At 63.1% G+C, this 22,470-nt stretch carries 25 protein-coding genes and 1 pseudogene; 22 read left to right on the forward strand and 4 right to left on the reverse strand.

Annotation, left to right across the window (positions count from 1 at the left end; all coding sequences use genetic code 11):
* Positions 1–60 precede the first annotated feature (60 nt).
* Genes JQ575_RS17710 through JQ575_RS17725 form a run of 4 tightly spaced genes read left to right on the forward strand, consistent with a single transcriptional unit; the run spans position 61 to position 3,812 of the window.
* Positions 61–996 carry an ABC transporter permease gene (locus JQ575_RS17710; RefSeq protein ID WP_212034495.1) on the forward strand — a complete coding sequence of 312 codons (936 nt, stop codon included), beginning with the start codon at positions 61–63 and terminating at the stop codon, positions 994–996.
* Positions 993–1,814 (forward strand): ABC transporter permease, encoded by an 822-nt coding sequence (locus JQ575_RS17715; RefSeq protein ID WP_212034496.1) that lies wholly within the window; start codon positions 993–995, stop codon positions 1,812–1,814. Before JQ575_RS17710 ends, JQ575_RS17715 begins: the two co-directional genes overlap by 4 nt.
* Complete coding sequence (locus JQ575_RS17720) at positions 1,811–2,791, forward strand: ABC transporter ATP-binding protein (RefSeq protein WP_212034497.1); 981 nt, start codon at positions 1,811–1,813, stop codon at positions 2,789–2,791. The genes JQ575_RS17715 and JQ575_RS17720 overlap by 4 nt, the downstream gene beginning before the upstream one ends.
* Positions 2,784–3,812 (forward strand): ABC transporter ATP-binding protein, encoded by a 1,029-nt coding sequence (locus JQ575_RS17725; protein WP_212034498.1) that lies wholly within the window; start codon positions 2,784–2,786, stop codon positions 3,810–3,812. Before JQ575_RS17720 ends, JQ575_RS17725 begins: the two co-directional genes overlap by 8 nt.
* 91 nt (positions 3,813–3,903) lie before the next feature.
* Here the strand turns inward: JQ575_RS17725 and JQ575_RS46105 are convergent, their stop codons facing one another.
* Positions 3,904–4,809: a transglutaminase family protein gene (locus tag JQ575_RS46105; RefSeq protein ID WP_212034499.1), complete on the reverse strand. Its 906-nt coding sequence runs from the start codon at positions 4,807–4,809 to the stop codon at positions 3,904–3,906.
* A gap of 600 nt (positions 4,810–5,409) precedes the next feature.
* Between JQ575_RS46105 and JQ575_RS17735 the strand changes: the two genes are divergently transcribed.
* The gene (locus JQ575_RS17735) at positions 5,410–5,829 is read left to right on the forward strand and encodes a hypothetical protein (protein WP_212034500.1); all 420 of its coding nucleotides are present in this window, start codon (positions 5,410–5,412) and stop codon (positions 5,827–5,829) included.
* 70 nt (positions 5,830–5,899) lie between these two features.
* Here JQ575_RS17735 and JQ575_RS17740 read toward each other — a convergent pair whose 3' ends face one another.
* On the reverse strand, positions 5,900–6,127 hold the full coding sequence (locus tag JQ575_RS17740) for a cysteine rich repeat-containing protein (protein WP_212034501.1): 228 nt from the start codon (positions 6,125–6,127) through the stop codon (positions 5,900–5,902).
* A gap of 192 nt (positions 6,128–6,319) precedes the next feature.
* Here JQ575_RS17740 and JQ575_RS17745 point away from each other — a divergent pair, with 192 nt between their 5' ends.
* The 7 genes from JQ575_RS17745 to JQ575_RS17770 all read left to right on the forward strand — a co-directional run bounded on the left by JQ575_RS17745 (position 6,320) and on the right by JQ575_RS17770 (position 13,328).
* Entirely contained in the window at positions 6,320–6,529 is a 210-nt protein-coding gene (locus tag JQ575_RS17745) for a hypothetical protein (protein WP_212034502.1), read from the forward strand.
* A gap of 686 nt (positions 6,530–7,215) precedes the next feature.
* Entirely contained in the window at positions 7,216–8,232 is a 1,017-nt protein-coding gene (locus JQ575_RS44665) for a hypothetical protein (RefSeq protein ID WP_249166707.1), read from the forward strand.
* On the forward strand, positions 8,229–8,936 hold the full coding sequence (locus JQ575_RS44670) for a Spy/CpxP family protein refolding chaperone (RefSeq protein WP_249166708.1): 708 nt from the start codon (positions 8,229–8,231) through the stop codon (positions 8,934–8,936). Before JQ575_RS44665 ends, JQ575_RS44670 begins: the two co-directional genes overlap by 4 nt.
* Before the next feature lie 189 nt (positions 8,937–9,125).
* Positions 9,126–10,805 (forward strand): hypothetical protein, encoded by a 1,680-nt coding sequence (locus JQ575_RS17755; RefSeq protein ID WP_212034503.1) that lies wholly within the window; start codon positions 9,126–9,128, stop codon positions 10,803–10,805.
* A gap of 10 nt (positions 10,806–10,815) precedes the next feature.
* A complete protein-coding gene (locus JQ575_RS17760; protein WP_249166709.1) occupies positions 10,816–12,309 on the forward strand; it encodes a UbiA family prenyltransferase in 1,494 nt (497 codons plus the stop codon).
* A gap of 210 nt (positions 12,310–12,519) precedes the next feature.
* Positions 12,520–12,993, forward strand: a complete 474-nt coding sequence (locus JQ575_RS17765; RefSeq protein ID WP_212034535.1) for a VOC family protein — start codon at positions 12,520–12,522, stop codon at positions 12,991–12,993.
* Between the two features lie 104 nt (positions 12,994–13,097).
* Complete coding sequence (locus JQ575_RS17770) at positions 13,098–13,328, forward strand: DUF2798 domain-containing protein (protein WP_212034504.1); 231 nt, start codon at positions 13,098–13,100, stop codon at positions 13,326–13,328.
* 48 nt (positions 13,329–13,376) lie between these two features.
* Here JQ575_RS17770 and JQ575_RS17775 read toward each other — a convergent pair whose 3' ends face one another.
* Positions 13,377–13,610, reverse strand: coding sequence for a pentapeptide MXKDX repeat protein (locus tag JQ575_RS17775; RefSeq protein ID WP_212034505.1), 234 nt, complete (start codon positions 13,608–13,610; stop codon positions 13,377–13,379).
* A gap of 118 nt (positions 13,611–13,728) precedes the next feature.
* On the opposite strand from JQ575_RS17775, the pseudogene JQ575_RS17780 reads away from it, so the two are divergent.
* Positions 13,729–14,127, forward strand: a pseudogene (locus JQ575_RS17780) (DUF3734 domain-containing protein); the annotation flags it as partial.
* Between the two features lie 24 nt (positions 14,128–14,151).
* Here the strand turns inward: JQ575_RS17780 and JQ575_RS17785 are convergent.
* The gene (locus tag JQ575_RS17785; protein WP_212034506.1) at positions 14,152–14,784 is read right to left on the reverse strand and encodes a LysE family translocator; all 633 of its coding nucleotides are present in this window, start codon (positions 14,782–14,784) and stop codon (positions 14,152–14,154) included.
* 370 nt (positions 14,785–15,154) lie between these two features.
* On the opposite strand from JQ575_RS17785, the gene JQ575_RS17790 reads away from it, so the two are divergent.
* From JQ575_RS17790 to JQ575_RS17830, 9 genes are all read left to right on the forward strand, one after another.
* Complete coding sequence (locus tag JQ575_RS17790; protein WP_212034507.1) at positions 15,155–15,376, forward strand: hypothetical protein; 222 nt, start codon at positions 15,155–15,157, stop codon at positions 15,374–15,376.
* Positions 15,377–15,382: 6 nt separating this feature from the next.
* A complete protein-coding gene (locus tag JQ575_RS17795) occupies positions 15,383–15,802 on the forward strand; it encodes a hypothetical protein (protein ID WP_249166711.1) in 420 nt (139 codons plus the stop codon).
* A gap of 339 nt (positions 15,803–16,141) precedes the next feature.
* Complete coding sequence (locus JQ575_RS17800; protein WP_212034508.1) at positions 16,142–16,732, forward strand: hypothetical protein; 591 nt, start codon at positions 16,142–16,144, stop codon at positions 16,730–16,732.
* A gap of 824 nt (positions 16,733–17,556) precedes the next feature.
* Positions 17,557–18,150, forward strand: coding sequence for a lytic transglycosylase domain-containing protein (locus tag JQ575_RS17805; protein ID WP_212034509.1), 594 nt, complete (start codon positions 17,557–17,559; stop codon positions 18,148–18,150).
* Between the two features lie 168 nt (positions 18,151–18,318).
* Complete coding sequence (locus tag JQ575_RS17810; RefSeq protein WP_212034510.1) at positions 18,319–19,302, forward strand: ABC transporter substrate-binding protein; 984 nt, start codon at positions 18,319–18,321, stop codon at positions 19,300–19,302.
* A 160-nt stretch (positions 19,303–19,462) separates the two neighbouring features.
* Complete coding sequence (locus JQ575_RS17815) at positions 19,463–21,052, forward strand: M48 family metallopeptidase (protein WP_212034511.1); 1,590 nt, start codon at positions 19,463–19,465, stop codon at positions 21,050–21,052.
* 19 nt (positions 21,053–21,071) lie between these two features.
* Complete coding sequence (locus JQ575_RS17820) at positions 21,072–21,629, forward strand: hypothetical protein (RefSeq protein ID WP_212034512.1); 558 nt, start codon at positions 21,072–21,074, stop codon at positions 21,627–21,629.
* A 43-nt stretch (positions 21,630–21,672) separates the two neighbouring features.
* Positions 21,673–22,044, forward strand: coding sequence for a nuclear transport factor 2 family protein (locus JQ575_RS17825; RefSeq protein WP_212034513.1), 372 nt, complete (start codon positions 21,673–21,675; stop codon positions 22,042–22,044).
* A 150-nt stretch (positions 22,045–22,194) separates the two neighbouring features.
* On the forward strand, positions 22,195–22,413 hold the full coding sequence (locus JQ575_RS17830; RefSeq protein WP_212034514.1) for a hypothetical protein: 219 nt from the start codon (positions 22,195–22,197) through the stop codon (positions 22,411–22,413).
* Positions 22,414–22,470: the final 57 nt, after the last annotated feature.

The raw sequence follows: 22,470 nt of genomic DNA on the forward strand, positions 1-22,470 counted from the left end.
TCTCGCCCTCCCTCCATCGCAAAACGCAAAAAACGATAGAGGGAGGGAGGAACAGGCCTGATGCTCTCGTTCGCGATCCGTCGAATCCTGCAAACCGTTCCGACCGTGCTGGCTGTCGTGCTGGTGATCTTTGTGCTGTTCAGCGTCGTGCCGGGCAGCATCATATCAAGCATGAACGATGACGGCCGCGGCCCGGCGGACGCGCAGGTCGTGGAGCGCATGAAGAAGCAGCTCGGCCTCGACGATCCCGTCTACGTGCGCTTCGGCTCCTACATTGCCAAGCTCGCGACCGGCGATTTCGGCACATCGTTCCGCACCCGCGAGCCGGTCACGACCATGCTCGCCAAACGAATGTGGCCGACGCTGCAATTGATATTCGCGTCCATGACGTTTGCGATCGTGATCGGGGTACCGCTCGGCTTCATCGCGGCGCTGCGGCCGGGCAGCTTCGTCGACACGCTCTCGATGGTGCTGGCGGTGTCGGGGCTTTCAATGGCCAAATTCTGGCTCGGGCTGCTGCTGATGTACCTGTTTGCGTTGAAACTCGGCTGGCTGCCGAGTTTCGGCTATGGCGACGGCGGGCTCAAATACCTGATCCTGCCGGCCGTGACCCTCGGGGTCTCGCCGATGGCGCTGCTGGCGCGGACGACGCGCGCCGCGGTTCTCGAAATCATGACCGCGGATTTTGTCCGCACCGCACGCTCGAAGGGCATGAGCGAGACCCGGGTCGTGAAGTGGCATGTGATGCGCAATGCGCTCGTCCTCATTCTCACGACGATCGGCCTGCAGTTCGGCGCGTTGATGGGACAGGCGGTGGTCGTCGAGAAACTGTTCTCCTGGCCGGGCATCGGCTCGCTGCTCGTCGACAGTGTCCTGCAGCGCGACCTTCCTGCCGTCCAGGGCTCGATCCTCGTGGTGGTGCTGTTCTTCCTGACCATCAACGTGTTGATCGACCTGCTCTATGGCGTGATCGATCCGAGGATCCGATACGCATGAGGTTAGGGGCCAATCTCATCATCGGCGGGGCATTGTTCGCGCTTGCGATCTTCGTCGGCTTGCTCGCGCCCTGGCTGGCGCATACCGATCCTGTCATGGATGCCAACCTCTTGAATGCCGAGGAGCCGCCGAGCTGGATATGGTGGTTCGGCACCGACGCGCAGGGCCGCGACATCTATTCCCGCGTCGTGCATGGCGCGCGCATCTCGCTGACGGTCGGCATCGTCTCGCAACTCGTCAACAGCGTCATCGGCGTGACACTGGGCCTGACCGCGGGCTATTGGGGCGGCTGGTGGGACGATTTCGTCAACGGGCTGACCAACCTGATGCTCGCAATCCCGTCGCTGATCTTCGCGCTTGCCATCATGGCGGTGCTTGGACCCGGCCTGACCAGCCTGCTGGTCGCGCTCGGCTTGACCAACTGGTCCTTTACCTGCCGGATCGCGCGGGCCTCGACACTGTCGCTCAAGAGCCAGGGCTATGTGCAGGCCGCAAAAGTGCTCGGCTACGGCGATTTGCGCATCATGATCACGCAGCTGCTGCCGAACATGGTCGGCCCGATCATCGTCATCGGCACGCTGGGCATGGGCGGCGCAATACTGGCCGAAGCCGCGCTTTCGTTCCTTGGCCTCGGCGTACGCCCGCCCTATCCAAGCTGGGGCAGCATGCTCTCGGAAGCCCGCGACCAGATCACGACGGCGCCGTGGCTCTCGATCTTCCCCGGCCTTGCCATCTTCCTGACGGTGCTCGGCCTCAATCTGCTCGGCGACGGCCTGCGTGACATTCTCGATCCACAGTCGCGGAGCCGGCGCACATGACGGGGCCTCCGCTGCTCGAAGTCGAGGATCTGCGCATCGATCTCAACTATCGATCCAGCCATGTTGCGGCGGTCGAGGGCGTTTCATTCCGCATCGACCGTGGCGAGACTTTTGGACTCGTCGGCGAATCCGGCTGCGGCAAGAGTATTACGGCGCTCGCCTTGATCGGCCTGTTGCGCCAGCCGCTTTCGATCGGCGCCGGCGCCATCCGATTTGACGGCCGGGAGATCCAGAGGCTTTCGGCCGCCGAGCAACGCGCGCTGCGCGGCAATCGCATCGCCATGATCTTCCAGGAGCCGATGACGGCGCTCAATCCGGTCTCGCCCGTGGGCCGGCAGATCGCCGAGATGTTCGTGCTGCACCAGGGCAAGGACTGGCGGGAGGCCGACCGACTCGCGGTCGAGGCGCTGGCGAGCGTTCGCGTCCCCGCGCCCGAACGGCGGGTGAAGGATTACCCGCACCAGCTTTCCGGCGGCATGCGCCAGCGCGTGATGATCGCCATCGCACTCGCATGCGGGCCGGACCTTCTGATCGCCGACGAGCCGACAACCGCGCTCGACGTCACCGTGCAGGCGGAGATCATCGAGCTGATGCGGAACCTATGCGCCGAGAGAGGCACCGCCATTTTGATGATCAGCCACGATCTCGGCCTGGTCGCCAATGTCTGCCGCCGCGTCGCCGTCATGTATGCCGGCCGCATTGTCGAGGAGCGCGGCTCGGACGACATCTTCCGGACCAGTTCGCATCCCTATACGCAAGGCCTGGTCGACTCGCTGCCGCGGCTGGGCAGCCGCGCCGCCCTTGGCCGGACGCGGCTGACGGAGATCGCGGGCGTCGTGCCGGCGATCACGGATTTCCCGGACGGCTGCCGGTTCAATCCGCGCTGCGCGCGGGCGACCGACATTTGCCGGACTACCGAGCCGGAGACGACCTTGCTCGGTGCCGGCGGGCTGGTCAGGTGTCATCACCATGCATGAACCTGCGGCAAGGCCCGGCGACGATGTCATCCTCAGCGTGGAGGATCTCGCGGTCCATTTTCCCGTCGGTGGCGGCCTGCTGGGCGGCGGCCGGCGGCTGCTGCGGGCGGTCGACGGCGTCGATCTCGAACTGAAGCGCGGCGAGTGCCTCGGTCTGGTCGGCGAGTCCGGATGCGGCAAGTCGACATTGGCGCTTTCGATCCTGGGCCTGCAGGCGCCGACGCGGGGCCGCATCGTGCTGGACGGCCAGGTCGTGACGGACCGGCAATCGGGCGATCGAAAGGCCTTGGCCCGCATCGTGCAAATCGTGTTTCAGGATCCCTACGCCTCGCTCAATCCACGCCAGACCGTTCGCCGCACGCTGGAAGACCCGCTGCGCCTGCACGGCGTGACGGCCAAGAGCGAGGTCGACGACCGTGTCGCGGCGATGCTCCGGCATGTCGGCCTGCGGCCCGAACAAGCCGGCCGCTACCCGCATGAATTCTCGGGCGGCCAGCGTCAGCGCATCGGCATCGCCCGCGCGCTGATCCTCAATCCCAGGATCGTCATCTGTGACGAACCCGTATCGGCGCTGGATGTCTCGATCCGCGCCCAGATCATCAATCTGCTGCTGGAACTGAAGGAGACGCTCGGCCTCTCCTACATCATGATCAGCCACGACCTCGGCGTCGTCGAACACATGAGCGACCGGGTCGCCGTGATGTATCTCGGCCGCATTGTGGAGAGCGGCCACTGGCGCGAGATCTTCGAACGGCCGGCGCACCCGTATACGCAGACCCTGATATCAGCCATTCCCGATCCGCTGCGACGCGCGCCGCTTGCTACGATACCGGGCGAGCTTCCCAATCCGCTCAATCCGCCGGACGGCTGTGCTTTCAGTCCGCGCTGTCGTTACGCCGAAGCCGTGTGTCGCCGCGAGCCCCGGCCATCGCTTGAAACGCGTCCCGACGGACACGCGGTCCGCTGCTGGCGAGCCGACGAGATTGCCGGTCAGACGGCGCTGGCCCCGTCCGACAGCTGAGATTGCTGCCCGGGGTTGAACTCTCGGCTACAGGATTTATTTGGCGACGAAATCGGGATCGGAGCACGCCGTTCCAGGATATCGACGCAAATTATCCTTCGGACGAGTCGGAGACGTCACCGAGCTTTCGGACCGTGACATTGACCGACATGCCCAGGTAATCCTGCGTTTTACCAGCCCACGAGCCTGCCAGAGGGACTGCTTGGCCTGGATGGCGGCCGATCGCCACTGCGATTAAATCATAGCCGGCGCTGATGCGGTTGGTCGGGTCATAATGCATCCATCCGGCACCGGGGAGAAACACTTGGAGCCATGCGTGAGTTGCGCCGGAGCCGGTCATACCCACCTCGCCGCCATCCAGCGCGGCATCGTAGATATAGCCGCTGACGAAGCGCGAGGCGAAGCCGAGCCGGCGCAATGTCTCGATCATTAGCCAAGCATAATCCCGACAGGTTCCTGACTTCGAGCTCAAAGTTTCACCGGGAGACTGAGTGCCTTCGGCATCCCTGGCATTGTAGCGGAAGGTATCGTGGAACGTGTCCAGCATCCGCCGTAGAACGTCTGTCGTGCGATCCTGGTTGTCGGCAACGAAACTCTTGGCCCAGGCGGCAACACTGGCATCAGGGTCCTCGGCATGGGGGCGCATATAGACGGAAAGGTCCGTCCACTCGTCCGGGGTATGCTGCACCGGCACTCGCTCCGCCCGTTTCTCCAGAGGAAACTCCTCAACTTCTTTTCCGCCGAAATGGATTCCCCGAAACTGAAACGTAAACGTCAGCTCCTTGCCGGGCTCACTGAATTCCATCACTGTTACGTTATTGGAGAGGCTGTCACTGACCCAGCGAATTGTGGAAGCAAGGCTGGTTTGTGCGGACCAACTGAGGAGGCGCCCGCGTGCGGCAGGCCTCGGCAAGAACATGGCGCGGTGTGTGCCAAACGTAACCGGGTTCGCATACTTGTAACCGGTGACGTGTTTTATCTCGAAAAGAATCGCCACTATTCCCTCCCGTGGTGATGTGGTTAGTCGCCCTGCATCATCTCGATCTCCTGATTTTTAGGTTTAGAAGGGTGACACACCCTCAGTTGAGCAAGGACCTACTGTCCGCTCATCACCAGCGTCTTGATCGGCAGCAGCAGCGCCTGAATCCGCAACAGCACTCCGTCTGTGCAACAGATGCACCGAGTGGAACACTCAACATCTTGGGGCGCAAGCTCAGGATTGCTTCTGGCCGGCGCCCGCCCGGGTCACAACCTGCCTTGGAGAGCTGCTGCCTGCGCCAGGCTCAGACGTTCGCTGCCAAACGCAAATTAATTCCCGCGCATAAAGGCATAACGCGTTCTGCGCCCTTGTCAGGATCAAGTATGACAGAGGGCCTGACCGAACTAACGTGCCCTTATCCGATTCAACGACGCGACCATGGTGGCCACCAAAGGTCTGCGAAATTTCGTAGCCTTGTACCGCCGCACAGCCCAACTGCCACTTGTTCCCGGTCAGGTCAGCCATACGGAGTACCCCTGGGTGGCGGCGCTTCCCGGTTGAAAGGTCGCGTAGGCTCGATGACTTACAAGAGCGGGTTTGGGGGAAACGGAGGTTTCCATGACCAACTCGAATGGACGACCGACGCGTCTCTATCGGTTGATCGCAGCTCGCATGGCAGGATTGAGTGCGGCTGCTTTTCTCGGGATCAGCACAGCCTATCCGCATGACGCGATGCGGCCAGAACTCAACAATTGGTTCAAGAGTCTCAAGAACAAGGCGGGCGTAGGGTGTTGTGACTCCGGAGACGGCCAGCACGTGGAGGCCGAGTGGGATATGGCAAAGGGTGGCTACAGGGTCCTGCTGAAGCATCCGCATCGGCCAACTGAACCCGGGCAGTGGTTCGACGTGCCATACTCCGTCGTGATCGACCAGCCGAACCTCAGCGGCATCGCGATGGTTTGGTGGTGGCCGCGCTTCGACACCCGAGGAAGTATGATCCCTATGTGGCGCTGCTTCATTCCGGGACCGGCTGGGTGATGCGCTGAGCAAACAATAGCGCCCGCAAGTCCGTTACGGTCCAAACCCGACTTGGCGAGAACACAGCGCCTCACATGCCGCGGCTGGCAAATACCTTTTGGCAGCTCGTGCTCAGCTTGGCCTTGTTCTGTTGCAGGCATGTTTGAACCGCTCCATCATCGCCCAATTGCTGCCGGCAGAAGCGCTGTGCATCTCGTGTGCAGGCCTGCTGTTCCTGCGATGTACCCTTCTGACCCTGTGCAAAAGACAGCGAAGTCTCGGTCAGCAAAATGACCAGAACCAGGACGATTGAACGCATGACAATTCTCCGTGTGTTGACGGGAACAAAACGTCGCTCCCCGTCTGCGGTTCCTCGATCGACATACCCGGTGCGCCTGGCAGTGGCGGGCCTTTATCCGGCCCGCCGGGACGAATCATATTCTCGGGAAAAAGCGGCAACTTTTTTCGCCCGATCGAATTGAAAGCAAGCGCGAAAGATTTGGAGTTCAAAATGGATGACGAGTTTCCGCTGAAGACTGCTGTCGATCGAGCCTGGACCGTGCACCTGGCCACGCACGATGATGTTGACGCGGCCGATCCGCGTCGTTGCTCGCTTGAGAGGTACCTGAGCGGAAAATGGCAGGCTGGTGAAAGCGATCCCGAAGAACTGACATGCTCCGGCCTTTCGTATCTGGATCGCCTGGGATCCGAGAGTTGGTGAAGGCTGATGGCAAGCTTTGCAAAGGCATTGACCGGACTCGCTACACGAAGCGCGCGACCGGATTGGACGCTGGCCGCCATTGCAAGTCTCGTGGCAGCCGGCATCGCAACGGCGCTTCGATATGCGTTTGGATGACCGGTGGCGGACAGGCGAGGCTTGAGACTTATCGGACTAGCCTTTGCAATCGTGGCCCTTGCCGTCACTGCAACAGCGGCGGTGGTTGCGACCGCTGAGGCCGAGCGGCTCGACGTGCAATCGATCCACCAACCGTAAAACGGTCTTGCGCGTCGATTTTGAGTTTCGTCAGGTTTTGAGTTTCGTCAGGATTGGGCGCCGTCAGCCTGCGTCGCAACGCCGCAATGACGGTCATAGATCGATTGCCGCGCTCGCGCGTTGAGAGTGACGGGCGACTAACGAGCTGCCAGGTAGCGACGATCATGCTTGCACCCAGCCTTCGCCTTTCAGCAATTCTTCTCGGCGTTTCGATGATAGCGGCGAGCGTGGGCTCTTCCGCCGCCCAGGAGAAAAGGCATGGACCGCCTGCGGGCGCGGGCCGGCCCGCGGGACCCCCGGCCGGCATGGCTCATCCTGCACCGCCGCCTGCCATGGCCCGTCCTGCGCCACCTCCCGCGATGGCCCGCCCTGCACCGCCTCCCGCGATGGCACGCCCTGCCCCTCCGCCCGCTATGGCGCGGCCCGCCGCGCCGGCGTTCCGTCCGGCTCCGCCGCAGCAGCGTCCGGCGCCGCAGATCGCCGCGCCACCGCGCCCCGTCGCTCCGAGAGCAGCTGCACCGGCCGCCGCGAGCCCATCCCGGCAGGATCGGATCGGCCAGCGCGAGCAGCGCATTCAGCCGCCGCAGCAAGCGGTGCAGGAGCGGCAGCGCGACGGGCTTTCGCCCCGGAACGCGCCGCGCCAGGAGCGCATCGACCGGTTGCAGCAGCGCGTGCAGGATTTGAAGTCTCAACAGCCCGATGGCGTGCGCGCACAACGCGCGCAGCAACGGTTGCTGCAAACCGAACAGCGGCAGCTGCAGCGTGAGGAGCGCCTGCAGCGGCTCCAGCAAACCACGCAGGAACGGCAGCGCGACACGCTCAACCGCGAGAGCGCGCAACGCGAGCAGCGCATCGATCGGCTGCAGCGGCGCGTGCAGGAGTTGCAGTCGCGACAGCCGGATGGCGTGCGGGCGCAACGCGCGCAGCAACGATTGCTGCAAACCGAGCAGCGGCAGCTGCAGCGCGAGCAGCGCCTGCAGCAACGCGATGTGGCGCGCCGGCAGGAGCTGGGAATGCCGCCTGCCGGCAGGCAGGCCGAGACCGCCGCTGCCGCGGTGCAGGCCGCCGCCCGCGGGCGATTTGCCGAGCGCTTCCGCAGCAATCCTGATCCGCGCGTCCAGGCGGCGCTCGAGGGCGGGCGGCACGGCTGGGCTCCCCGCCACGCCTGGAAGCGTGGCCTGCGCGCGGCGTTTGTGCCGTGGGCCGGCCACGTGTTCTGGCCCTATGCCTATTCCGACATTTTCGAATACACGTTCTGGCCCTCCGGCTACGACGCCGGTTATTGGGCTCACGCCTACGATGACTTCGTCGATACCGTGTTCTGGGCGCGGATAGTCCGTATTCCTCCTATGCCAGGCTCGGCTCGACTGATTCCCGGCAGAGCGACGGCGCAATCGGCGGCTCCCGAGCGCGCGAAAGCGCGGGCATGAGCCCACAGGATCTCAAGCAACTGTGCAAGGAGCCCGAAAAGGGTATCACCGCCTGGCCGATCGCTGCGATCGAGGAGGCGGTGCGGCCGACGCCCGAACAGCGCGCAGCGCTTGACGATCTGAAGAATGCGGCGGCGATGGCCGCCGACGCGTTCAAGGAATCTTGCGTCGACTCGTTTGCGATGACGCCGCCCGGCCGCTTGCGGGCGATCATGAACCGCCTCAGCGCCACGCTCGAGTCCGTGCGGATCGTGCGGCCGGCCCTGGAGAAATTCTACAGCTCACTCAGCGACGAGCAACAGGCCCGCTTCAACGCGCTCGGCCCCGACATCGGCGAACGTTCGCTACCGCAGCCGCAGCAGGAAGCGAACGCGCAGCCGGATAGCTGCGGCGAGCCAAAGCCCAGCCTGACCAGCCTGCCGATCGAGCGGATCGAAACGGTGATACGTCCGGCGGGCAAACAGAAGGAAGCGCTCGACCGCCTGCGCGAGGCCACGGAGAAGGCCGTTCAGACGCTGCAAGCTGCCTGTCCGGTGGACGTACCGCTGACGCCGGTCGGGCGGCTGGAGGCGATGGAGAAGCGGCTCGAGGCGATGATGCAATCGGCCAAACTGGTGCAGCCGGCGCTCGATGATTTCTATGCCACGCTCGCCAGCGAGCAGAAGGCGCGCTTCAACACGCTGGGACGGTTCGCTGGCCGCTGATTGCAAGCGACAGATCGCCCGAAAATTGTGTGCCAATGATCGACACTGTTGTGCCAACAGCGTCACTCTGAAACGCCTGAAAAGCAGTGCGGCGAGCGTTCATCTTAAAAGTTACCGTGTTTTTTAAAACGGGTTTGCGCTCGCTCCAAAAGACCATATCGACCAAAGCGCGATAGCTGAGGGTTCGATATGACGGAAGCAAGTTACGATCTCATCAGGTCCCGGGCAGCATCTTTCAATTGGCGGATCACCGCGATTGCTGCCTTCACGGTTTTGGTCGTGGCAGTTGCGGCATTGGTCCACGTCGTTCCTTACGGCCGCGCGGTGTGGGATTTCGTCTTCATCCTCGATGGCGCCTATCGCATCGGCGTCGGGCAAGTCCCGCACGTCGACTTTGCTTCGCCGATCGGCCCGCTCACGCTTTACCTGACGCATTTTGCCGAACGGCTTTTTCCCGGCGGGCAACCGTTCATCGGCCTGCACGCGCTGGCATGGCTCATGGTGGTGCCGCCGTTCGCCGTCATCGCGTCGCGCATTCAATCGCCCTGGGGTTTCGCCGCAAGCTTTGCGGTTCTCGCCGTGGTGGTTCTGGTGCCCTACACGCTCGACTCCACCATGCTCTCCGAGATCAGCTATTTTGCCACTTATAACCGCTTCGCGACCGCGATCCTGTTCCTGGCAGCATTGTGGTATGTGCTGCCGAAGGCCCGTGACGACGGCGTGTTGCTGGGTTACCTGCTCACCGCCCTGATCTTCATCAAGATCACCGCCGCGATCGCAATGCTCGGCCTCGTCGTCGCGGCCGTGCTGCTTGGACGCGCGCGACCCGCCGCGCTCTTCGTCATGCTGTTCGTCACCGTCGCGCTGGCGGGACTGGTCGAACTGGCGACCGGAGGCCTCGTCTCCGGCTACCTGCACGACATCGTCTCGATGAGCGCCTTGAACCGGGGCGGCGCCGCTTTCCGGCTCGCTGCCTCCTCGGCGCGCAATTGGCTGCCGCTTGCGGTCACGATCACGATCGTGGTGCTCGCGGCCCGCGAACTCGATTTCACCGCGGCGGTGAGGCGCCCGCTCCATTTCGTGCACGATACGCTTGCCCGCGAAGCCTTCGTCGTGGACGCAGCGCTGCTGGTCGCGGTGGCGCTGGCCGCGGAAAGTCAGAACACCGGCGGCGTCGGATTGATCGCCGCCGCGGCCGTCCTTTTCCACCCGAGCCTGCGCACGACCCGCGGCTGGCGCCTGATTGCCGCAGCGCTACTCGGCGCGACGCTGGTGCTGCCGATGGCCGACGTCGTCGAAAAGCGCGTCGTCTCGACATTCGTCCGGGAACGGCAGGGCACGACCGACCACGGCTTTGCAACGTTCCTTCCAGGCATGCGCGTGCCAACAGCCACCCTCGCCGGCTCCCGACTGATGACGCGCCTGCAATCCGAGTGGCTGCCCTTCCTCGACGAGACCGCCAACAACGGCTTCGATCTCGACGGCGATCCCGGCAGCACCAGCCCGGCGACGCGCGCGGCGTGGGCTGTCAGCGTTGCCGAGGCCGGCGCGAACTTTCAGCGGCTTGGCTACGCGACCAAGGCGCAGCGCTATACGACCATCGATTTCGCCGAATCCTTCCCGCGGCTGCTCGGCCTGACGCCGGCGCGCGGCACCACCCTGGCGATGGATTTCCGCCGCACGGTGCCGGCGTTTTCCGTAACCGAAGCGTCGGCCTATCTGGCGGACGCGGACGGTGTGTTCTTCCGCACCTGCATTCTCCCCGGCGCGACCGACACCAATCCTGCGACCTTCCGTACCGTGCTGGAACGGGAGTTCACGCGCCACAAGCTGCATCCCTGCTGGGATTTCTACAGCCGTACCCGCTGAAAGGGCCCGCATGTCCACCTCACCCCTGCCGCTTGCACTCTCCGTTTCGCCACTCTCCGATCGGCGCGAGGCGCCGCAACCGCGGCCGCTGATCCTCGATCTCGATGGCACGCTGGTGCGCGCGGACATGCTGCTTGAGACCGTGCTCGCGCTGCTGCGAGCCGCGCCGTGGCGGTTGTTCGAGATCGGCCTGTGGATGCTGCGTGGCCGCGCCTATCTCAAGCGCCGTCTCGCCGAGGAAACCAATATCGAGCCGGACGTTCTGCCGTTCAACGAAGAACTGCTGGCCTACGCGGCCGATATCGCGGCGAGCGGACGACCGGTCTACGTCGCCACCGCCGCCGACGCCAAGGTCGCGGAAAAGGTCGTTCGACGGATTGCGTTCATTCGCGGCGTCATCGGCAGCGACGGCTTGCGCAACCTGAAGGGCGAAGCGAAGGCACAGGTTCTCGCCGAACGATTCCCCGACGGATTCGACTATGCCGGCGACGCGCGCGCCGATATCCCGATCTGGCGCCGCGCCAGGAATGCCATCGTCGTCGAGGCGGCAAGTTCGGTAGAGCACGCCGCCGCAAGCGTCGCGACCGTCGCCAAGGTGTTTCCGCGAACGTCCCGCATCCGTGCGCTGGTGCGCAGCATGCGTCCGCACCAATGGGCGAAGAACGCGCTGGTTTTCGTCCCGCTCATCCTCGCCGGACTGGTCTCTCATGTGGACGCCGTCTACGCGACGACATGCGCGTTCCTCGCCCTCGGCCTGGTTGCCTCATCCACCTATCTCGTCAACGATATCTGGGACCTGACCGACGACCGCAGCCACTGGTCGAAGCGGAACCGGCCGCTGGCGAGTGGGCGCCTGCCGCTTGCAACGGCCATCGCAGCCGTTCCGGTCGGGCTGTTCGCAGGGCTGGCCGTTGCGGCGCTGGCCGGACCGGCAACCGTTGCCGTCGTGCTGCTGTATCTCGCGATAACCCTGCTCTATTCGTTCGCGCTCAAGCGCATCCCGATTCTCGACGGCTTCGTGCTGGCCGGATTGTTCACGCTGCGCCTCGGCGCGGGCATCGTGGCGTCAGGCGCGCCGCCGTCGCCCTGGCTGCTGGTATTCGCGATGTTCCTGTTCGCCTCGCTCAGCTTCGCAAAACGCCACACCGAGGTCGCCCGCGTCATCGAGCGCGGCGGCACCGAAGTCCGGGGCCGCGGCTACAAGTCCATCGACCTGCCGCTCATCATGGGCATCGGCATGGCGACCGGGGTGGCGGCCGTGCTCATCATGGTGCTCTACATCATCAACGACGCCTTCCGGCAGAGTTTTTATGGCAACACCGCCTGGCTCTGGGCCTTTCCGGCCATCCTGTTCCTGTTCGTATGCCGGATCTGGCTGAAATGCGGACGCAGCGAGCTGCACGACGATCCCGTGGCTTTTGCCGTCACCGACCGGCCGAGCCTGGCGCTCGGCGGCGCCCTGATGGTGTGCTTCGGACTGGCATGGTCGGGCGTGTTCGGCTGACATGCCGCCAATCGCGCATCGACATGCGGAGGTTCCGCGTCGTCGGACGTTGAAGACACAGCCTGGCGCCCTGTAAATCATCCAAAAAAAAACGCAGGACGATGTCGGATTCGGCCGACCCCGTTCGTCGTTTCGCCAGGCCGACCGGGCCGGTCTGGACACCGCAAGCGGCACGCAAGCGCAGCGAAAGGATGAGAAATGACCAAGAAGATTGCAAAAAACACGATTTGCGTCTGGTACGACAAGGACGCGGAGGCGGCCGCCCGCTTCTACGCCGAAGTCTTTCCCGACAGCGCCGTGCACGCCGTCTACCGCGCACCTAGTGACTACCCCTCGGGCAAGAAGGGCGACGTGCTGACCGTCGACTTCACGGTTGCCGGCATTCCCTGCATCGGCCTCAACGGTGGCCCCGTGTTCAAGCAAACGGAAGCGTTTTCGTTTCAGATCGCCACCGACGATCAGGAAGAGACCGACCGCTACTGGAACGCCATCGTCGGCAATGGCGGCCAGGAGAGCGCATGCGGCTGGTGCAAGGACAAATGGGGCGTCTCCTGGCAAATCACGCCGCGCGTGCTGACGGACGCGATGGCGACCGGCGGCGCCGAAGCCAAGCGCGCCTTCGATGCCATGATGACCATGCAGAAGATCGACGTCGCCGCGATCGAGGCCGCGCGGCGCGGCTGATGTTCGCCGGGAGAAGTGGCTGGTCCGTCGGGTACGCAATCGCGGCAACGTTGTTAGGCATATCTCTTGCTTCCTGACAGGGAACAATCCCTGTCGAGGCTCGCATGTTGGGAATCCCGCGGCGCTACAGCCACTTTGTCTATGGTTTCATCCAGTCGGGGTTGACCTGCGCGATAGCGGCGGCGATCGCCAGCTTTCCGCTGGTCGGATCCGGCCATTTCGTTATGCACTGGCTGCAAGCCTGGCTATTCGCCTGGATCCTGATGCTGCCGGTCGTGCTGTTCGCGGCGCCCGTCATCCGGCGCCTCGCCCATGCCGTGACAAGGGAAGAATAGCAGGCTCGCTTCACCGAAGCGAGCCTGCAGCTTTCTGGCGACCGGACCTTACTTCTTCATGCCGTCTTTCGACATCGCATCCTTCGACATGCCGTCGTGCTTCTTCATCGCGTCCTTGGACATCGCATCGTCCTTCTTCATTCCGTCCTTGGACATCGCGTCCTTTGCCATCCCGTCCTTGCCCATCTTGTCCTGCGCGTAAGCCGCGGGCGCGGAGGCAAGCCCGACCGAGAGAGCGAGAGCGGAACTCGAGAGCAAGGCGCGCAGATTCCTGGTTGTCATGTTCAATACCCTTTGTTGTGCGTGTTAGCGGTTAGCCGCTGTTTCGATTACGTTGATCGATCGGCCTTCGTTACGAATGGCGATCGAACGGTGGTGAACAAATCGCTGTGATCAATCGGCGGAGGTGCTGAATCGACACAAGGACGTGCAGTATTCCAGCCGGATCGCCAGCCACGTCGCGCGCCAGCAGCAGGCGCATCGGCTGCGCCACGTCATCAATCAGCTCGCCGCACGCCTGCCGGAGTCCGAGCGCTACAGCGAAGCGGTGAAGGAACTAGCGAGCTATGGTTGCCCGACCCGGATGCATGTGGTGCGGCTGCTCGCTCCGCAGCTCGCCCGCGAAGACCACACCAAGGACATCGACTTCAGCCCGTCCGGCATCATGCAGCGCTGGGACGCCGGCTATCGCCACACAAGGGCGGTGCTCGAACGCAAGCCGTGGATCGGCGAGTTCGATCCGCTGTCGGGCGTTGTCCTGCACGAGCAGACGGAACTGTTGGCGGAGGCGGCCGAGTGACGGCCTGACACAGAGTTCTTGTTGTCAGGCGTGACGGCGGCTGAGCAACAACAGGCCGCCCATCGTCGCGAACAGCCCGCCGGTCACCCTGTTGATCCAGCGCATGTGCCAGCTGGAGCGCAGGACCGGAGCGATCGCGGAAACGCCGAAGGCACACATCGCCAGCACGCTGAATTCGCATGCGATGAAGGTGAGGGCGAGGATGGAATATTGCGCGGCGAACGGCTCGGCCGGGTTGAGGAACTGCGGGAAGAACGCGGTGAAGAACAGGATGGCCTTGGGATTGCTCGACCCGACCAGGAGGCCCCTGACATAGTGCGTGCGCAAGCGCCGGCCGCCGTCCGCTGGAGCGCTCCTGATATCGACGGCTTCCGCGGTGTTGCCGAACGTCTTGATGCCGAGCCAGATGAGATAGATCGCCCCGATCACCTTGACCACGGTGAAGGCAAGCTCCGATGCGGCGAGCAATGCACCGAGGCCCAGCGCCGAAAGCGCCATGACGCCGAGGACCGCACTGATGCTGCCAACCGCAGCCGCCAGCGCACCCGACTTGCCTTCGTTCAGCGCCGTCGTCATGCAGGTCAGCATGGTTGGGCCGGGTGACAGCACCAACACGGCCACGGCGGCCAGGTACAGCAAGTAGGTCGTCAGGGTCATTATTCGCATCCATAGGCGTGGTGAGTTTGATCGTGCGTAGTGAGGTTAGGCGACACCCTGTCGGGTGTGCCAGCCGGTGATGGCTGTGACGGAGGCAGGCCCATTTCATTAGCAGTTGGGTAGCCGCCCACCCAGCCCATACTTGTACCAAAAGCGACGCAAATTACCCTGAGCCGCCCTGCCCCCGTTCGGAATGTGAGTAATTTCGGCCAGCGAGCCGGAAAATTGCACCCTGCCGCATTTCGAAAATGAATTACCCATTTCTGAGCCGCCGGCGGAGGGCAATTGTATTTTGGCGAGCCTTTGGAACTTTTCGGAACCTCTGCCATTGCAGATTTGCTGATGGTGCGAACCCCAAGGAGTGTTTGCAATGGCATCCCAAATCGTGATGGACCACACTGGCGATACCCGCCATGAGTTTGATGCGAACGATGCGAAGGCGCTGCTCGAAGCGGAAAAACGCTTCGAACAGCTCACAGGCGCCGGCTTCACAGCGGCAGTCAGAAATTCCTCTGGCGATCCGACGATAACCCGCAGATTCGATCCGAAAGCCGAAGAAACCCTGTTTTATCCAAGGCTGGTCGGCGGTTAGCGTCTCATGTTGCAGACAACGCTACGGAATGCGGTCCGTAACATCAGGCAATTGCTGGCGGATAGTGCTAACCGCTGGCAATTGCTGCGGGCTCAATATCGGGAATTGGGCTGCCCTCAAAGGGAGGTGCGCGGCATAAGGTTGCTGCAAGCGTGGCTATCGCCTGAGCAACTGATTCAGTTCAACAAGTACGGGTATTTCGAAGTCACGGGCTGCCAGAGCGGCAAGCGATACCGGATCTGTTATGGCACCGCGACAAATATTCATGAACTTGACCAACATGGGCGCCCGAAAGCCGGTTGGTGTTTTGTGCCAAACCAGCCGCTGGTGCCCGGCGACGTCATGCTCGCACAGAAAATTGCTTTGGAAACCGACGAGTGGGCTGCGCTGGCGGTGGCTAAGTCGTTCCGGCCGACTTGGCATTGAACCTCGCGTCTGAGGTCCGTTGCGCCGCCACGGGCAGAAGAAGCGCTGGCGATCCTGATGCGGTGCAGCACGGGCTGCGCCGGCGGCATCGCTACGAAAAAATGGATACAAGCAGACTGTTTACCAAGTCGGTCAAGGACGTGAAAACCACCTTCCCTAAGCGGCTTGAAACGAATCCGCTCTAGGCTGCCTCCAACAGCAAGAGGCAGCAAATGTTCACAATCATCAGGGCGCTTGTCATCGCGGTATGCGCGTATGCCGGTTCATCGGTAGCAGGCAGTCAATTCCCGGACCTGCCGAACTCCCATCAAATCTACACCGAGTAGCTCACGAAAGTTTGTGATCGAACTCAGCAACAGCAATTCCGGCAGTAACCACGTTCAGTTACGGACTGTCAGGAATTACGGCGTTTGCTCTCCGTCAGGTTTTGTGGCGGAGATGGTTATGCCTCTCGGACGATACATAGCCTGGGTCGGCGCATCGTTGCTTGTGTTGCTGTTCGCGGCCAACTGGTTCTTTCCGCAACCGTTGGCGGAGCCGGCGAGTGACGAGGTTAACAGGCCGGTCATCCGGATCGCTTCTCTGCAGCAGCCACCGGAACGGATCGTCATCGACACCAACCTTCCGACGATCGTTCCGCCGCCGGCGCCGGCCGCCGACGCCATCCCGGACGAGCCGCCTCCGCAAGCACAAGCATACGCGCCGATAACTTCTCATGCGTCGGTTACTGCCGTGGAAAGAAGCAAGCCAAAGGCCACAAAGAGGCTGGTGAAGGAGGCTGCAGCCAGACAGCCGTCATCGCCCCATGCGCAAGTCAACACGCCTGTGGCCCTGAGTAGCAGCCCGGCGCCGGTCGCACCGCCAACCAGGTTGTCGTTCGCGAACATCATTTCCGGGCAGCTGGTGAGAGAGCTGTTCAACCTTCATTGAGCTTCAGCGCAGCGACACTCGCACCTCCGTGCATTAACCCTGTTGTCAGACTTACTTCGCCGCTCCTGCGCCCAAGTCAATTCTGCCGCTAACCCGCCGCATTGGATCCTAGAAATCGTTCTGCGACGTTGGGCAGATTACTTTCCCCGTCTCGGGGCAAGCATCTTCGTCCTGGAACAGTAGATCATGATGAGGGCAGGTCTCATCGTTGTTGGCCTCAGCGCACTGACCATCATGGAGCTGGGGACACCGCGACGCACGAAGACAAGTGCGCCAGATCGATTCGAGCAACTGACCATCGACGTCAGCGCTTCGGGTGACACCCTGGAGACGGCTGACCGGCGCGCAATCCACCGTTTGCAGCATGAAGCACCGGTTCAGCCGATCCCATCCGTCGAACCAGCACCGCCGCCGGATGCAACGGCGGCCTTAACTCCAGAAAAGGATTCGGGCACGGTCGGGAGCGCTACAGGCGGCAACAAGCCCGTTGCCCGAAAATTGCGACCTGGGTCCAACTACACGGAGCCTGACAAACCCAGGCCTCAATCCACAAATCCCGACAAAGCGGCAAGGGTGGCCCGGCCGAAGCCGATGGGCGAGGCCAGGCCGTGTCGTCCGAATGCTTTCGATGGTCTGCTTCAAGCATTGAACTTGTCGTCCCGATGCCAGACCTAGCGCAATGGCCGTCGTGCAATGTCGCGCTGGCCGGCGCCGAACCGCCTCACCTCGCTCGTCCCCCAAAGCGAACAGAGCATGTCGAGGAAATCAGGCCGCCTCGCCCGGACGAGCGGTGCGCACCTGACATATCGCGAGACTCGCGCTACGTGGCAATCGTTGCGATCGTTCTGGCGGCGGCGATTGCGTTGGCGGTAATTGCAAGCCTCTACATCTTTCGCAGCCTTTCAAACCGGCAGACAATCGATTCAATCGACGTCAAGGCTCTGGTGGAGCGCATCATCAAGGTCGAATCGGCGGGAAATGCGAACAAGAAGAACAAGCTGTCCAGCGCCACCGGGGCTGGTCAGTTTCTTGACGACACATGGCTCGAAGCCATCCGAAAGCATCGCCGCGATCTGCTCAAGGGCCGCAGCGACAAAGAACTGCTGGAGCTGCGACGGGACACCGAGCTGACGCGGGAGATCATGACGCGGCTGGTGGAGCAATATGCCAGGACGCTGCATAAGCGGGGCCTGCCGCTCACATCCGGTTCGCTTTATCTGGCCTATTTCGCCGGACCGGCCGGCGCCGTGGCCCTGCTGTCCGGCGCCGAACATGCCGACGCCGCATCCGTCATGGCCGCCGCTGACGCGACCGGTCGAACCACCCGCCAGAAGCTTGTCAGGGCCAACCCGTTCCTCGAGGTACTGACGGTACGCGATCTCAAGAACTGGGCCGATCACAAGATGCGAGGCATCTAGATCGCCCTATTGCCGAGATCCGGCCATTCGCCGTCGTGGAACGACCGCCTTGCAGTGCGGACGCACCCTCCAAATCAGCTTGTGACCCAACGCGGAGCTCCGGCCGCACTTGGACCCCCGCCGAAAAGTGCTTACCATCGGGTGAAACTGTCGAGCGCGGGGCCGGCCATGAAGCGACGCGAGTTCATCCGGCTGGTCGGCGGCGTGGCGGTCTCATGGCCGCTGGCAGCGCGGGCACAACAACGCATTCCGATCGTCGGCTTTGTCGGATTTGCCAATGCCGACGTCGACGACGTGACGGTCGGCGCTTTTCGCAAGGCGCTGGTTGGGCTCGGCCACGTCGAAGGACGCACCATCATCGTCAATGCGCGCAGCGCCAACGGCGACGTCGCGCGAGGCCACGCCATGATCGACGAGCTGGTTGCGCTGCCGGTGAATGTATTTCTTTCGCCGGGCCAGGCCGCGGCGCGGGCCATCGTGCGCAAGACGAATATTCCCGTGGTCGCGGTGGCGTTGCCGGCGGTGCAGAGCGATCCTGAACTGTTCCAGAGTCTGGCCCGGCCCGGCGGCACCGTGACCGGCTTCTCGGCGTTCGGCGAGGAGATTTCGGCCAAGCGCATCGAAATGCTCAAGGAGATCCTACCCGGCCTGAAGAAAATCGGCGTCATGCACAACGCCACCGATCCCACCTTCAGCGCCTGGGGCTCGCAGACCATGGCGGATGCGAGGAGCGCCAGCATCGAGCCGGTGCGCCTCGGGCTCAACGCGCCGTCCGCCGCGCAACTCACCGAGCAGATCAGGAAGCTCGCCGACGACGGCGGCACGGCCATGATCGTCATCCGCGATTTCCTGACGGTGGCCATGATGGATGACATCTGCCGGATCGCGGCAGACCTGCGCATTGCCGTGATCGGCGAACATGCTGAAATCGCGCGGGCCGGCGCGCTTTTCAGCTATGGCGCCGATCTCGCCGACCTGTTCCGTCGCGCTGCGGGCTATGTCGACAACATCCTCAAGGGCCAGAAGCCGGCGGAGATGCCGATTCAGTTGCCGACGCGGTTCGAGCTGGTCGCCAACGTCAGGGTTGCCCGGTCGCTCGGGCTCAATTTCCCGCCGACAATTCTTGTGCTCGCGGATCAGCTGATCGAGTGAAGCTGCAAAGCGGTCCCCGAGACGCACCTAAGCCGATTGCCCGGAGGGGCCCGAAAGGTCAATTGCACTGCCACGATGCGGTGGTTACGGCAAAGTGGTTACGGCAAAGGAGCGAAAGTCGTATAGTGCCATCCATAGATGAGCCAGAGGGAGGAAATCCATGCGGAAGTCTCCATTCGGTGTCGCCGTCGCGGCTCTTATGCTTTCTACGTCTCAGCCGCTGGTCGCCGCGCAAGACGACGTCGATCAGCAGCTCGGTAACGTGAACTTCAAGACCTCCTGCAACGATGTTGCGCAGCGCCGCTTCGATCGCGCGATGCGCTATCAGCACTCGTTCTGGTACACCAATGCCAAGGAGATCTTCGAGGAGGCCATCAAGGCTGACCCGTCATGCGCCATGGCCTATTGGGGCATCGCGCTCACGATGATGGACAATCCGCACGCCGCAATTCCGCAGCCGAATCTTGCGCCCGGCCTCGCCGCGATCACCAAAGCCAGGGAGATCGGAGCAAAGACCGATCGCGAACGCGACTACATCGATGCGATGATGGTGATGTACGCAGACCACGAAACGATCCCCCACGCCCAGCGCATGCGCGCGCTGCGCGACAAACAGGCCGACATCGCGGCGAAATATCCAGAAGATGACGAGGCCCAGATTGCCTACGCCATCACCCTCAACACGTCGGCGGATTTGAAGGACAAGACCTACGCGCAGCAGACCAAGGGCGCCGCGATCCTGGAGCCGATGTCGGTACGGCTGCCGCAGCATCCGGGCGTGACGCACTATTTGATCCACCTCTACGACTATCCGGCGACCGCGCAAAAAGGCCTCGACGCCGCCAACCGCTACGCCAAGATCGCGCCGGCCGCGCCGCACGCCCAGCACATGCCGTCGCACATCTACACCCGCGTCGGCTATTGGAAGGAATCGATCGCCTCCAACGCCGCCTCCGTGAAAGCCGCGAAGTCCGAGAAGTCGGTGGGCAATTACCTGCACGCGCAGGATTACATGGTTTATGCCCATCTTCAGCTCGCCCAGGACCAGCAGGCGCGCGCCGTCATCGACGACATGATCAAGGAGACCGACTTCAAGGCGACGGTCGCGGCCGCCGACTACGCGCTGGCGGCCTCGCCGGCGCGCTTTGCGATCGACCGCGGCGACTGGGACGCCGCCTCGCAACTATCGGTCAGGCCGAGCGGCCTGAACTACGCGATGGCGATCTCGCATTTCGCACGCGCGCTCGGCGCGGCGCGCTCCGGCAAGCCGGAAGCCGCCAAGGCCGATGTCCAGAAGCTCGCGGAATTGCGCGACAAGTTGCGCGACGCCAAGGATAATTACTGGTCGCAGATCGTCGACATCCAGCATCAGGTCGCCGCTGCCTGGGTGCTGCACGCGGAGGGCAAATACGACGAGGCCCTCAAGGCCATGAGTGCGGCAGCGGACGCCGAGGACCTGACCGAGAAGCATGTGGTCACACCGGGTCCGCTGGCGCCGGCGCGCGAACTCTACGGCTTCATGCTGCTCGATCGCGGCATGACCAAGGAGGCGCTTGTGGCATTCGAGGCCACCAAGGCCAAGGAGCCGAACCGCTTCCAGGGCTACGCCGGTGCAGCCAAGGCCGCCGACACGCTCGGTGACAAGGCGGCGGCGCGACAGAACTATCAGCAACTGATGGCGCTTGCGGCGAACGCCGACACGGAACGGCGCGAGATAGCGGCGGCAAAGACCTATCTCGCCAGCAACTAGCGAGCAGAACGGTGACGCAATGAGAAAGGTAGCTATCGCCGTCGCAGCAGCCTCGCTGGGGTGCGTACTCGCGGCGGCGTTGGCCTGGTTCGGTCTGCCACGGCACGCGGCCGCAACTGCGACCGCGCCTGTTTGGACCGAGGTGGCCTGGCCCTTCCCGATCGATCAGTGGGGAAAGGGCAAGGCGTTCCGCTGCAAGGCGGCTGACTGCGGCGCCGAGGTAAGCCTCTATCTGCGTGCCAAGATCGGGTTCTGCAATTGCACGACCGGCGTCGCCGACGATGAAGATCTGGATCGCATGGGAGATCTTGTTCTCGTCGGCGACGTTGCGCCGCTCGGCGCCGGCCGTCCGGTCAACATTGCGTGGATGAAAGGCCGCAGCCGCGCCTACGCGCTCAACGCGCGCAATCCGCCCGGCAAAACGGCGATATCGGTCGTCTTCAACGAACGCTGCGACATGATCGCCGCAACCGCCGTGCTCGGCCATGACCGGCCGGCGGCGAGCGAGCGAAGCGTGATCGAATTCCTCAACGGCGATAGGGTGATGCGCTGGGCCGAGGTCACGCTCGGCCTCTGATGCGCGTGCAGGCAGGACTGTCCAAACGGGATGGAGACGGCAAATGGACATTCGCGCCGCACTGACGGAGCTGTGTGAAGCCTTCAACGCGCACGATCTCGACCGCATCATGGCATGCTTTGCTGACGATTGCGTGCTGGAGATGCCGAGGGGAAGCAGCCCGTGGGGCTCCCGTTTCGAGGGCAAGCGGAATGTACGCCAAGCGCTGGCAACGCGCTTGGAAGGCTTGCCCGATGTCCACTACGGCAACCCTGCGCATTTTGTCGACGCGGTTGCCGACACCGGCATCTCGAAATGGACCCTCACAGGCACCACCCGCGAGGGCGCGCGAAAGGAACTCCAGGGTTGTGACTTCTATACGTTCCGCGAGGGCAAGGTGATCCGCAAGGACTCGTACTGGAAAATCGTGGATTGAGAGACGGTTTGGGCACTTTTCGGACCTCGTGCGGCGTACCCCCGAGGGTTCCCCTTCCCGTTATTTGGCAATGTGAGCAATTTTGACCAGCGAGTCGGTGCTGCGACGCGGCATGATGCTATCATCACCCCACATCGGAAGATCAGGCAGATGACATGGGCCCGCGAGCTTGTGGAGAATAACACCGTCGAAACCAACCGCTACACGATGGCGGAGCTTTACGAACTGCGCCGGCTGATTATCAGGCACGCGCGCTCCATGCCGCCCGGGCCCGCCCGCAATGAGCGCCGGCAGATAGCTGCTTCGATGCGCTCGCTCGCCTGCGACAAAAAGTGGCTGGCCGCCCATACCGTGGATGGCCATAAGTAGGGCCGCCCCGGACGTAGTTAAATTGCGGACCGCTACGGCCAAAACGGCTAGAGTAGA

Source organism: Bradyrhizobium sp. JYMT SZCCT0428 (assembly GCF_018131075.1).
GTDB lineage: Bacteria > Pseudomonadota > Alphaproteobacteria > Rhizobiales > Xanthobacteraceae > Bradyrhizobium.